At 70.1% G+C, this 12,226-nt stretch carries 10 protein-coding genes; 1 reads left to right on the top strand and 9 read right to left on the bottom strand.

Annotation, left to right across the window (positions count from 1 at the left end; translation table 11 throughout):
• Positions 1-49 precede the first annotated feature (49 nt).
• Positions 50-1,183, bottom strand: coding sequence for a TraR/DksA family transcriptional regulator (locus tag DEJ48_RS28940; RefSeq protein WP_150219145.1), 1,134 nt, complete (start codon positions 1,181-1,183; stop codon positions 50-52).
• Between the two features lie 593 nt (positions 1,184-1,776).
• Here DEJ48_RS28940 and ileS point away from each other — a divergent pair.
• Positions 1,777-4,920, top strand: coding sequence for an isoleucine--tRNA ligase (ileS, locus tag DEJ48_RS28930; RefSeq protein ID WP_150219144.1), 3,144 nt, complete (start codon positions 1,777-1,779; stop codon positions 4,918-4,920).
• A gap of 160 nt (positions 4,921-5,080) precedes the next feature.
• On the opposite strand, the gene DEJ48_RS28925 is transcribed toward ileS, so the two are convergent.
• The 8 genes from DEJ48_RS28925 to murG all read right to left on the bottom strand — a co-directional run bounded on the left by DEJ48_RS28925 (position 5,081) and on the right by murG (position 12,224).
• A complete protein-coding gene (locus tag DEJ48_RS28925; RefSeq protein WP_190537660.1) occupies positions 5,081-6,181 on the bottom strand; it encodes a DivIVA domain-containing protein in 1,101 nt (366 codons plus the stop codon).
• Between the two features lie 58 nt (positions 6,182-6,239).
• Entirely contained in the window at positions 6,240-6,524 is a 285-nt protein-coding gene (locus tag DEJ48_RS28920) for a YggT family protein (protein ID WP_150166801.1), read from the bottom strand.
• Positions 6,525-6,604: 80 nt separating this feature from the next.
• Positions 6,605-7,240, bottom strand: a complete 636-nt coding sequence (locus DEJ48_RS28915; protein ID WP_150219143.1) for a cell division protein SepF — start codon at positions 7,238-7,240, stop codon at positions 6,605-6,607.
• Between the two features lie 124 nt (positions 7,241-7,364).
• A complete protein-coding gene (locus tag DEJ48_RS28910) occupies positions 7,365-8,084 on the bottom strand; it encodes a YggS family pyridoxal phosphate-dependent enzyme (protein ID WP_150219142.1) in 720 nt (239 codons plus the stop codon).
• A 6-nt stretch (positions 8,085-8,090) separates the two neighbouring features.
• Entirely contained in the window at positions 8,091-8,801 is a 711-nt protein-coding gene (pgeF, locus tag DEJ48_RS28905) for a peptidoglycan editing factor PgeF (RefSeq protein WP_190537658.1), read from the bottom strand.
• Between the two features lie 17 nt (positions 8,802-8,818).
• The gene (gene ftsZ / locus DEJ48_RS28900; protein WP_150219140.1) at positions 8,819-10,048 is read right to left on the bottom strand and encodes a cell division protein FtsZ; all 1,230 of its coding nucleotides are present in this window, start codon (positions 10,046-10,048) and stop codon (positions 8,819-8,821) included.
• A gap of 275 nt (positions 10,049-10,323) precedes the next feature.
• On the bottom strand, positions 10,324-11,115 hold the full coding sequence (locus DEJ48_RS28890) for a cell division protein FtsQ/DivIB (RefSeq protein WP_150219138.1): 792 nt from the start codon (positions 11,113-11,115) through the stop codon (positions 10,324-10,326).
• Between the two features lie 14 nt (positions 11,116-11,129).
• Positions 11,130-12,224, bottom strand: a complete 1,095-nt coding sequence (murG, locus tag DEJ48_RS28885; protein ID WP_098241961.1) for an undecaprenyldiphospho-muramoylpentapeptide beta-N-acetylglucosaminyltransferase — start codon at positions 12,222-12,224, stop codon at positions 11,130-11,132.
• Positions 12,225-12,226 lie beyond the last annotated feature (2 nt).

The following is a 12,226-nucleotide window of genomic DNA, read 5'->3' as shown; positions in this document are numbered from 1 at the left end:
GGGACGAGAGTACGGCACACACGTACGGTCCCCGGCGCCCAGGCCGCGCTCAGTAGCGGCGTTCCTGCTTCTGCTTGCACTCCACGCACAGCGTCGCGCGTGGGAAGGCCTGCATCCTGGCCTTGCCGATCGCGTTGCCGCAGTTCTCGCAGAGTCCGTACGTCCCCGCGTCGAGGCGCTCCAGGGCGCGCTCGGTCTGCAGGAGCATCTCGCGCGCGTTGGCGGCCAGCGCCATCTCGTGCTCCCGCGTGATGTTCTTCGTGCCGGTGTCCGCGTCGTCGTCGCCCGCCCCGTCCCCGGAGTCCCGCATCAGCCCCGCCAGGGCGTCCTCGGAGGACGCGATCTCGCTGCGCAGGCGCAGCACCTCGCTCTGCAGCTCCGTACGGGCCTCGGCGACCTCCGCCGGGGTCCAGGGGTCCTCCCCGGGCCGGACCGCGAGCTCGCCGGGTGCCGCCGCGGCGGCACGCGCCTTGGGCACCTCGGTCGGCTGCTTCGCCGCTGTCGCCGTGCCCGGAGTCTTCTTCGCAACCACCGTCGTGGCTCCCGTCGTCTCCGCGGCCTCAGCCGCACCCTCGGCCGCGGACGCGACCGCCTTCTTGCCCGTGCTCTTCTTGGCCGTGCTCGCGCTCTTCCGCGCGGTGCTCTTCTTGGCAGCCGCCTTCGCCGCGGGCGCGTCCTCGCCGCTGCCGGCGTCCGGAGCGTCCGCCTTCGCGTCGCCCGCCTCACCGGCGGTCTTCGCGGCAGTGGCTTTCTTGCCCGTGGCCTTCTTGGCTGCCGTCTTCCTGGCTGCCGTCTTCTTGCCACCGGCCTTCTCGGCCGCCCCGGCGACGTCGCCCTCGGTGGCCGCGCTCTTGGACGCCGTGGCCTTGCTCTTGGCCGCCGTGGTCCTGGTCGACGTGCGCTTGGTGGCCGTGGTCCCGGCCGACGTGCCCTCCGCTTCGGTGCTGCCCGGGGCCGCGGCCCCGGTCGAGGTGCGCTTGGAGCCCGTGCTCTTGGCCGCCGTGGCCTTGGCCGCCGTCCTCGGCGCCGCCTCCGACGCCGTCGCCTTGGCCGACGCCGTCTTCGGCGCCGAGGTCCTGGCGCCCGCTCCCGTGGTCGCCCCGGCGGCCGGGGCCTTCCCCGCGGCCGCGCCTGTGGATCTGCCGGACGCCGACTGCTGTACGGCGGTCTTCTTCGCCACCATGGCCGCGGCCCCTTCACATATTGTGATCTTGCTCGCGAATCGTGCTGGGACGATAAATCGACTCCAGGCCCGCGGCAACGGGGCACGCCGCCCGATTCCCCCGCCCCACGGGTGCCGCGCGGCGAGTCTGCATGCGTTGTGCCCAACTCCCTGCCGGGTAATCCGCAGGACGGAACACGCCCGGAACCGCTCGCCCCGCATGTCGCCATTCGGGTCAGTCGCCGCCTCCTCCCCCGCCCGCCGCGGGGGCCCCGGAAAACCGGTCGGAGTCGCCTCCTCGCGCGCCGTACACTGGACTGCAGCGAGAAGCGTGGATGGGGACGAGTAGCGGCGTACGCAGCCATGAGCGACCCGGGGACGGTGCGAGCCCGGGGGCCGGCGCGACGTGAAGATCACCCCGGAGCCACCGGAAGAACGCCGGAGCATCCCAGCCGAGGCAAGTAGACCCGGTATCGCGACCCCAATGAGGGGGCTCACCGGCGCGGATTCCGTTCCGGAGGGCCAAGGAGGGTGGTACCGCGGGAGCGCGCCGCACCAGGCGCACACGGCTCTCGTCCCTCCGACGGAAGGCAACACATCCGCCGGAGGACTCGTTGAATACGCCGCAGTACCGACAGGTGCCCGCCCAGGTCGACCTGCCCGCCCTCGAGCACGCCGTGCTCGACTTCTGGCGCGAGCAGAAGATCTTCGCCCGGAGCCTCGAGCAGTCCGAGGGCCGCCCCGAGTGGGTGTTCTACGAGGGCCCGCCCACCGCCAACGGCATGCCGGGCGCCCACCACATCGAGGCCCGCGTCTTCAAGGACGTCTTCCCGCGCTTCCGCACCATGCGGGGCTACCACGTGGCCCGCAAGGCCGGCTGGGACTGCCACGGCCTGCCCGTGGAGCTCGCGGTCGAGAAGGAGCTCGGGTTCAACGGCAAGAAGGACATCGAGGCGTACGGCATCGCCGAGTTCAACGCCAAGTGCCGCGAGTCCGTGACCCGGCACACCGACGCCTTCGCCGAGCTCACGACCCGCATGGGGTACTGGGTCGACCTCGACGACGCGTACCGCACGATGGACCCCGAGTACGTCGAATCGGTCTGGTGGTCGCTGAAGGAGATCTTCGACAAGGACCTCCTCGTCCAGGACCACCGCGTCGCCCCGTGGTGCCCGCGCTGCGGCACGGGCCTCTCGGACCACGAGCTTGCGCAGGGCTACGAGACGGTCGTCGACCCTTCCGTCTACGTCCGTTTCCCCCTCACCTCCGGACCTCTCGCGGGCGAAGCCGCCCTGCTGGTCTGGACGACGACCCCGTGGACCCTCGTCTCCAACACCGCCGTCGCCGCGCACCCCGACGTCACCTACGTCGTCGCGACGGACGGCGAGGAGAAGCTGGTCGTCGCCCAGCCGCTCGTCGAGAAGGCCCTCGGCGAGGGATGGGAGACCACCGGCGAGACCTTCACCGGCGCCGAGATGGAGCGCTGGAACTACCAACGTCCCTTCGACCTCGTCGAGTTCCCGGCTCCGGCGCATTACGTGGTGAACGCCGAGTACGTGACGACGGAGGACGGCACCGGTCTCGTCCACCAGTCCCCCGCCTTCGGTGAGGACGACCTCAAGGTCTGCCGTGCGTACGGCCTGCCGGTCGTCAACCCGGTCCGCCCGGACGGCACCTTCGAGGAGGACATCCCGCTCGTGGGCGGTGTCTTCTTCAAGAAGGCCGACGAAAGCCTGACCAAGGACCTCGACGACCGCGGTCTGCTCTTCAAGCACATCGCCTACGAGCACAGCTACCCGCACTGCTGGCGCTGCCACACGGCCCTGCTCTACTACGCGCAGCCGTCCTGGTACATCCGCACCACGGCCATCAAGGACCGCCTCCTCCAGGAGAACGAGAAGACCAACTGGTTCCCGGAGTCGGTCAAGCACGGCCGCTTCGGCGACTGGCTGACCAACAACGTCGACTGGGCGCTCTCCCGCAACCGCTACTGGGGCACCCCGCTGCCCATCTGGCGCTGCGAGGAGGACCACCTCACCTGCGTCGGCTCCCGCGCCGAGCTCTCCGAGCTGACGGGCACCGACCAGTCGGACCTGGACCCGCACCGCCCGTTCATCGACGCGGTCACCTTCGCCTGCCCGCAGGAGGGCTGCGGAGCGACGGCCACGCGCGTGCCGGAGGTCATCGACGCCTGGTACGACTCGGGCTCGATGCCGTTCGCGCAGTGGGGATACCCGCACAAGAACAAGGAGCTCTTCGAGAGCCGCTACCCCGCGCAGTTCATCTCGGAGGCCATCGACCAGACCCGTGGCTGGTTCTACACGCTGATGGCCGTCGGCACCCTGGTCTTCGACAAGTCGTCCTACGAGAACGTGGTCTGTCTCGGCCACATCCTCGCCGAGGACGGCCGCAAGATGTCCAAGCACCTGGGCAACACCCTGGACCCGGTCCCGCTCATGGACCAGCACGGCGCCGACGCGGTCCGCTGGTTCATGGCGGCCGGCGGCTCCCCCTGGGCGGCCCGCCGCGTCGGCCACGGCACCATCCAGGAAGTCGTCCGCAAGACCCTCCTCACGTACTGGAACACGGTCGCCTTCCAGGCGCTCTACGCCCGTACGTCGAAGTGGGCCCCCGGCGACGCCGACCCGGCGCCCGCCGACCGCCCGCTCCTGGACCGCTGGCTGCTCAGCGAGCTGCACGCACTGACCGATCAGGTCACCCAGGCCATGGAGAGCTACGACACCCAGCGTGCGGGCAAGCTCCTCTCCGTCTTCGTCGACAACCTCTCGAACTGGTACGTCCGCCGCTCCCGCCGCCGCTTCTGGCAGGGCGACAAGGCGGCCCTGCGCACCCTCCACGAGGTCGTCGAGACGGTCACGCGCCTGCTGGCCCCGCTCACGCCGTTCATCACGGAGCGTGTCTGGCAGGACCTGATCGTGCCCGTGACGCCCGGCGCCCCGGAGTCGGTGCACCTGTCCACCTGGCCGGAGGCGGACCTCTCCGCCATCGACCCGGACCTGTCCCAGCAGATGGTGCTCGTACGCCGTCTCGTCGAGCTCGGCCGCGCCACGCGCGCGGAGTCGGGCGTCAAGACCCGCCAGCCGCTGTCCCGCGCGCTGATCGCGGCGACGGGCTTCGAGTCGCTCAACCCGGAGCTGCACACCCAGATCACCGAGGAGCTCAACGTCTCCTCGCTGGCGTCGCTCTCCGAGGTCGGCGGCTCACTGGTCGACACCACGGCCAAGGCCAACTTCCGTGCACTCGGCAAGCGGTTCGGCAAGGGCGTCCAGGCGGTCGCCAAGGCCGTCGCCGAGGCGGACGCCGCCGCGCTGTCCCTCGCCCTGCGCGAGGGCACGGCCTCCGTCGAGGTCGACGGCGAGACGGTGACGCTGGCCCCGGACGAGGTCATCATCACGGAGACCCCCCGCGAGGGCTGGTCGGTGGCGTCCGAGTCCGGCGCCACGGTCGCCCTGGACCTGGAGATCACCGACGAGCTGCGCCGGGCCGGCCTGGCCCGTGACGCGATCCGCCTGATCCAGGAGGCCCGCAAGAACAGCGGCCTGGACGTGGCGGACCGGATCGCCCTGCGCTGGACCTCGGCGGACGAGGCGGTCTCCACCGCCCTGGCCGAGCACGCCGGGCTGATCGCGGACGAGGTCCTCGCGACGGACTTCGCCCAGGGCGAGGCGGACAGCAGCTACGGAGACTCGTTCACGGACGACTCCCTGAAGCTGACCTTCCGCCTCCGGAAGGTCTGACAGGCGTAACCGAAGGCCCGGCCCCCTGGGGCCGGGCCTTTCGCGCACCCCGCCCCGGGCACAGGCACACAAGGCGCAGGCACACAAAAGGGCCGGGCCCCCAGAGAATCTGGGGGCCCGGCCCTGAACGCTGCCGACGCCTAGGGCGTGCTCACGCCCGTCAGTTGTCGTCCTCGTCGATGAGGAAGCCGCGCATCGGCGACGGAGCCTGCTGCATCGGGGCGGGGCCCTGCGGCCGCACCGGCGCCATCGGCTGCGTCATCGCGGGAGACATCTGCTGCTGGCCGCCGTAGGACGGGCCGCCGTTGGGCTGGTTGTTGCCGCCCATCGACTGGTTGCCGCCGTAGGACGGGGCCCCCGCACCGGCCGGAGCCATCGACGGCGCCGGGGACGGCGGCAGCGAGGCGGTGGCCGGAGTGCGCGGCGGGGCCAGCGAGTCGTCGGCCTGGGTCTCCAGCTGACGCAGCTGCGACTCCAGGTACGACTTCAGACGCGTGCGGTACTCGCGCTCGAAGCCGCGCAGGTCCTCGACCTTGCGCTCCAGCGTGGCGCGAGCGGACTCCAGGGAGCCCATCGCGACGCGGTGCTTCTCCTGCGCGTCCCGCTCCAGGGCGTCGGCCTTGGCGCGGGCGTCACGCTCGAGGCCCTCGGCGCGCGAACGGGCCTCGCCGACGATCTTGTTGGCCTCGGAACGGGCCTCCGCGATCGCCTGGTCGGCGGTCTGCTGCGCAAGGGAGAGCACACGGGCGGCGCTGTCGCCACCGGGGCCCTGACCGGGCTGCGGCATCTGCGGGCCGTGGCCGCCCATCGGACCGCCCATGGGGCCACCCATCGGACCCTGACCCATCGGGCCGGGACCCTGCGGGCCGCCCTGCGGACCGTGTCCACTGGGGCCTGCGGGCAGCTGCGGAGCGCCACCGGGCAGCTGCGGCGGGCCGCCCATGGGGCCACCCATCTGCTGCTGCGGCGGGACCGGCTGCGGACCCGATATTGCGGCGGGCACGGGGGCACCGGGACCGCGCTGGTCCTGGGGGCCGGGGCCGTCGGGGCCCTTGCGCATCCCGCCCTGCTGCTGGTTCTGCGCGGCGGCACGGGTGGCCGCGGCGAGCTTGGCACGCAGGTCCTCGTTCTCACGGAGGAGCCGCGTCAGTTCGGCTTCGACCTCATCGAGGAAGGCATCGACCTCGTCCTCGTCATAGCCTTCTCGGAGGCGGACGGTCGTGAACTGTTTGTTCCGCACGTCCTCGGGGGTCAACGGCATCTCTTCACCTCAACGTAGTCGTCGGCATTCGGCAAGACCGTATTAGACATCGCACTCATCACAGCTGACTCACGATGTGGATCAGGATGTAGACGATGATCATCAGTACGAAGAAGGACAGGTCGAGCGCCACGCCCCCGAGACGCAGCGGCGGAATGAACCGCCGCAGGAGCTTGAGCGGTGGATCAGTGACAGTGTAGGTGGCCTCCAGAACGACCACCATCGGCTTGCCGGGTTGCCATGAGCGGGCGAACTGGAAGACGTAGTCCATGACCAGCCGGAAGATCAGCACGATGAGGAAGCACATCAGCGCGATGTAAAGCACCTGCACGACCACGCTCATGTTCGCGGTTCCCTCTCCCCTGTTACTCGTACTTCGTCGTTCCGGTACTGCGTCTACGGCAACTACTGCATCACTGCGTCTCAGCTCTGGTTGAAGAACCCGCCCTCTGCGATGCGAGCCTTGTCCTCCGCCGTTACATCGACGTTAGCAGGCGACAACAGGAACACCTTCTGCGTCACTCGCTCAATGCTGCCATGCAGGCCGAAGACCAGACCGGCGGCAAAGTCGACAAGTCGCTTCGCATCCGTGTCGTCCATCTCCGTCAGATTCATGATCACCGGAGTGCCTTCACGGAAGTGTTCCCCGATGGTACGGGCCTCGTTGTAGGTCCGGGGGTGCAATGTGGTGATGCGGTAGGGCTCCCGCTCGGACACGACCTTGGGCATGATCACCGGTGCGTTCTTCTCCAGGCTCTGGCGTTCAGGTGTGATGGATGCCACGGGGGCGATTCGTGCCGGACGTCCGGATTCCGCGGCTGGTGAAGCGGAATGGGCCGCCGGCTCGCGCGGGGCGGGCGGCTGCACCACTCGCACCGATTCGTCCCTTTGTGACTGGTGGGACTGGTGCGACTGATGCGACGGTTCGTGCCTTCTGCGGTCACGCTCCGGCTCCGGCTCGGGTTCGAACTCGTCATCGGGGTCGAACCCCGGACCGTCGTACCCATCGTCCTCCACGAGGCCGAGGTAGACCGCCATCTTGCGCATCGCGCCGGCCATGCTCTGAGTCCTCCGCTCTGTGGTGGATCGGCTGTCGTCACCAACTGCTCGCGATCCACTAGGTATCCCCGCCCAACAGCGAGAATGACCATATTTTCTGCTGTGGTCCGACTTCTTGGCGACGTTACCCGAGCCCGGGTCGGACTCCGAGTACCGCCGTTCCGACGCGCACATGTGTCGCCCCGGCCGCAACAGCCTGTTCGAGGTCCGCACTCATCCCTGCCGACACCATGTTCGCAGCAGGATGAGCCGCGCGCATGAGGGTTGAGAATTCCATCAACCGCTCGAACGCCGCCTGTTGCCGGCCCGCGTACGGTCCGGTCAGCGGCGCGACGGTCATCAGACCGTCGAGCCGCAGTCCCGGCGCACCGGCCACGAGACCGGCCAACTCTTCGATTCCGCCCGGCCCGATGCCCCCGCGCTCGCCCCGGCCGTTCTCCTCCGCGTCGAGCGCGACCTGGATCAGACAGCCGAGCTCGCGCTCCGCGCGCACCGCGCCCGCCGACAGAGCTGTGACGAGTTTGGGACGATCGACGGACTGCACCAGATCGGCATAACCGACCACGGAACGGACCTTATTGGTCTGCAACTGGCCGACGAAGTGCCAGGTGAGAGGGAGATCCGCGCACTCGGCGGCCTTCGGCGCCGCGTCCTGGTCGCGGTTCTCCGCGACGTGCCGCACGCCGAGTTCGGAGAGGATCCGCACATCGCTGGCGGGGTAGGTCTTCGTGACCACGATCAGGGTCACTTCTTCCCGCTTGCGCCCGGCCGCGGCGCACGCCGCGGCGATGCGCTCCTCGACCTGCGCGAGGTTCGCGGCCAGTTGGGACTTTCGCTCCGTCATGCCGTATCAGTCCAGCCAGACATAGCCCGCGAGACGACCGGTGGTCCGGTCGCGGCGGTACGAGAAATGGTCACCGGATTCCAGGGTGCACACCGGCGACTGCTCCCGGTCGCGCACCCCGAGCCGCTCCAGCTGGGCGTGCACCCCGGCGGTCACGTCGACCGCGGGCGTGCCCCAACTCGTCTCGGCGTACGCCGCGGGCTCGATCGCGGCGGCGTCGGCGCGCATCGCCTCCGGCACTTCGTAACAACGCCCGCAGACCGCGGGACCGGTGCGGGCGACGATGCGACCGGGCTCCGCGCCGAGCTGCACCATGGCCTCGACGGCGGCGGGAACGACGCCCGCCAGCATGCCGGGGCGGCCCGCGTGGGCCGCGGCCGCCACCCCGGCGACCGGGTCGGCGAGCAGAACGGGCGTGCAGTCGGCGGTGAGGACCGCGAGGGCGAGGCCCGCGCGGGTGGTCACCACCGCGTCGACGGCCGGGATCTCGGCGTCCGGAGCCCAGGGCTCCTCGACCACCGCGACATCGCGGCCGTGCACCTGGTTCATCCAGACGACGCGGACCGGGTCGAGGTCCAGGGACTTGGCGGCGAGCGTGCGGTTGGTGCGCACGGACTCGGGGTCGTCGCCGACCGCGCCGCCCAGGTTGAGCTCTTCGTACGGAACGGCGCTCACCCCGCCCCACCTGTCGGTGAAGGCGAAGTGCGCGCCGCTCACGGTGCTGTGCTTGCTTATCACTTCAAGAAGTCCGGCACGTCCAGCTCTTCGGCCTGGCTGTCCTGGTAGGGACGGGCCGGCGGAACCTGCGGCGGGGCCGAGGGCGCGGACGGGGTCTCGCTCACCGGGGCCGCCTCCGCGGGCTCCGGGGTGGCGGGCTCGTCGCGCGGGGTGACGGAGCCGAGTCCGCCGAAGGCCGGACGGGACGATTCGGCAGGCCGGGCGGGCGTCGCGGGCTCTTCCCGCTTGGCCTGGCCGGACGATGCCGAGCCGAGCACGTTGTCGCGCTTGGACGGTGGCTGCCCGCCGTCGAAGCCCGCCGCGATGACGGTGACCCGGACCTCGTCGCCGAGCGCGTCGTCGATGACGGCGCCGAAGATGATGTTGGCCTCGGGGTGCGCGGCCTCGCTGACCAGCTGGGCCGCTTCGTTGATCTCGAAGAGGCCGAGGTCCGAGCCGCCGGAGATGGAGAGCAGCACGCCGCGGGCGCCGTCGATGGACGCCTCCAGGAGCGGCGAGGAGATCGCCATCTCGGCCGCGGCCACCGCGCGGTCGTCGCCGCGGGCCGAGCCGATGCCCATGAGCGCCGAACCGGCCTCGGACATGACCGACTTGACGTCGGCGAAGTCGAGGTTGATCAGGCCGGGCGTGGTGATGAGGTCGGTGATGCCCTGGACACCGGAGAGCAGGACCTGGTCCGCCGACTTGAAGGCGTCGAGGACGGAGACCTGGCGGTCCGAGATGGACAGGAGCCGGTCGTTGGGGATGACGATGAGGGTGTCGACCTCTTCGCGCAGCTCGGCGATGCCGTCCTCGGCCTGGTTGGCGCGGCGGCGGCCCTCGAAGGTGAAGGGCCGGGTGACCACGCCGATGGTGAGGGCGCCGAGCGAGCGCGCGATGTTGGCGACGACGGGTGCGCCGCCGGTGCCGGTGCCGCCGCCTTCGCCGGCGGTGACGAAGACCATGTCGGCCCCCTTGAGGACCTCCTCGATCTCCTCGCGGTGGTCCTCTGCGGCCTTGCGGCCGACGGCCGGGTTGGCGCCGGCGCCGAGTCCGCGGGTGAGTTCACGGCCCACGTCGAGCTTGACGTCGGCGTCGCTCATCAACAGGGCTTGCGCGTCGGTGTTGATGGCGATGAACTCGACGCCCTTGAGACCGACCTCGATCATCCGGTTGATGGCATTGACACCACCGCCGCCGACACCGATGACTTTGATGACTGCGAGGTAGTTCTGCGGTGCTGCCACGTCGAAGGCCTCTCGCCTCGAGTTACGTGTCGCCGTTTCGCATCGATGCGATGCGGCGACTGATGCCGAATGGGACGGTCCGAACGCCGACCCGAACCCTAACGCTGAAGTTTAGGGTTACCAGTGTGTCTGTTCCTTGGACTCTTCCGAACAGGACACTAAGTCGACAAGTGGCGCACGTTCAACGAACACGCCGAACCTCCCGTTTTTCTTTTCACCCTATGTGATCAGCCATAGCGCTGCCGAACCAGGGTGCTGGCCTGCGGCGATATGCGTCAACTTCCGGACGATGCGGGCGCGGTGGGGACGCTCACGTCGAAGTGCCGTGCCTTGGGTGCCGCTTTCATGAGCGCGGTGAGGGTAGTGGCCTTGGAACGCCCCTTCTCGCCGCTGCCCCAGTCGACGGTTCGTCCGCCCTTCAACTCCAGGGAGATGGAGTCGTACGAACGGACCTTGACGTTCCGGGTATCGCGGGCGACCGCTTCGGGGAGGTCACCGGCGACCCGCACCGCCTCGCGGAGCAGCCGGTCGGTGCCGAAGCGGCGCAGGCTGGCCGCCGCGCCGTCCCGGTCCACCCGCAATTCGAGCTTCGGAACTCCGCCGGGCGCGCGTCCGACCGTGGCGAATCGCACTCCCTTGGCGTCCACTTCGACGAACTTTCCGCCCTTTTCGATGAGGAGAACCGGCTTGCGCTCCGTCACTTTGAGCCCGATTCCGTGCGGCCAGGAGCGGACGACGTCAACCGAGTCAATTCGGGGCAATTTTGCGCGCAGCCGGCCTTCGAGCGCATCCGTGTCGACCGAAATCAGTGGTGTCCCGACGGGGGCGTCGGCCGCCTCGCGGACTTCTTCGGGCGTCAGGACGCGCGTTCCCGACGTCTTCACGGTCTCGAGACGCAGCCACTGCGAGCCGTAGAGCAACCAGACCGCCCCGGCGCCGAGCAGTACGACGAGCACCGAAACGATGATCACAGTGCGCGAACGCGGCAGCCGGGGGCGGCGGATGCGCTGCGGGCGGGGCGGGCCGGACTTCTTCTGCTGCCGTTCGGCGGTGGTCGGTCCGGCCACGGTCCCCTGCCTTCTCACGCGTTGCGGCGTGACGCAATCGCCTCGTACACCATGCCGACGAGCAGCTCGTCGGCGTCCCTGCGGCCGAACTCCGAGGCCGCGCGGGACATCTCGTACAGCCGGTGCGGGTCGGCGAGCACGGGCAGCACATTGCCCTGGACCCACTCGGGCGTCAGTTCCGCGTCGTCGACCAGCAGTCCGCCGCCGGCCTTCACCACCGGCTGGGCGTTGAGCCGCTGTTCGCCGTTGCCGATCGGCAGCGGGACGTAGGCGGCGGGCAACCCGACGGCGGAGAGTTCGGCCACGGTCATCGCGCCCGCGCGGCAGAGCATCATGTCGGCAGCGGCGTACGCGAGGTCCATCCTGTCCACGTACGGTACCGGGATGTAGGGGGGCATCCCCGGCATCTGCTGCACCTGCGGCAATTCGTTCTTCGGACCGACCGCGTGCAGGATCTGGATGCCCGCGCGTTGCAGGACCGGAGCGACCTGCTGGACGACCTCGTTGAGGCGCCGGGCGCCCTGCGAGCCGCCGGAGACGAGCAGCGTCGGCAGGTTGGGGTCGAGGCCGAAGGCGGCGCGCGCCTCGGGGCGGACCCGGGCCCGGTCCAGCGTGGCGATGGTGTGCCGCAACGGGATGCCGATGTAGCGGGAGTTGCGCAGCTTGCTGTCGGGGGTGGCGACGGCCACCCCGGAGGCGTACCGCGAACCGATCTTGTTGGCGAGTCCGGGGCGCGCGTTGGCCTCGTGCACGACGATCGGCGTCCCCGTCCGCTTGGCCGCGAGGTAGCCGGGCAGGGCCACGTAGCCGCCGAAGCCGACGACGCAGTCCGCCTTGGTGCGCTCCAGGATCTGCTCGGCCGCCTTGATGGTGCCGCGCAGCCGCCCCGGGACGGTGATCAGTTCAGGGGTGGGCTTGCGCGGCAGCGGGACGGCCGGGATCAGCGCGAGTTCGTAGCCCCGCTCGGGTACGAGCCGGGTCTCGAGTCCACGCTCCGTGCCCAGGGCCGTGATGCCCACGGTCGGGTCCTGCCTCCGCAGGGCGTCCGCGAGGGCGAGCGCGGGCTCGATGTGGCCGGCGGTCCCCCCACCGGCGAGTACGACATGCACCG

Source organism: Streptomyces venezuelae (assembly GCF_008642315.1).
Classification (GTDB): Bacteria; Actinomycetota; Actinomycetes; order Streptomycetales; family Streptomycetaceae; genus Streptomyces; species Streptomyces venezuelae_D.
This window is presented reverse-complemented; position numbering and strand designations above follow the sequence as displayed.

Coding starts and splice junctions, on each gene's coding strand:
- DEJ48_RS28920 (WP_150166801.1), bottom strand. CDS start 6,524: ATGAGCGTGGTCGTGCAGGTGCTTTACATCGCGCTGATGTGCTTCCTC.
- DEJ48_RS28925 (WP_190537660.1), bottom strand. CDS start 6,181: ATGCCGTTGACCCCCGAGGACGTGCGGAACAAACAGTTCACGACCGTC.
- DEJ48_RS28915 (WP_150219143.1), bottom strand. CDS start 7,240: ATGGCCGGCGCGATGCGCAAGATGGCGGTCTACCTCGGCCTCGTGGAG.
- DEJ48_RS28940 (WP_150219145.1), bottom strand. CDS start 1,183: ATGGTGGCGAAGAAGACCGCCGTACAGCAGTCGGCGTCCGGCAGATCC.
- DEJ48_RS28910 (WP_150219142.1), bottom strand. CDS start 8,084: ATGACGGAGCGAAAGTCCCAACTGGCCGCGAACCTCGCGCAGGTCGAG.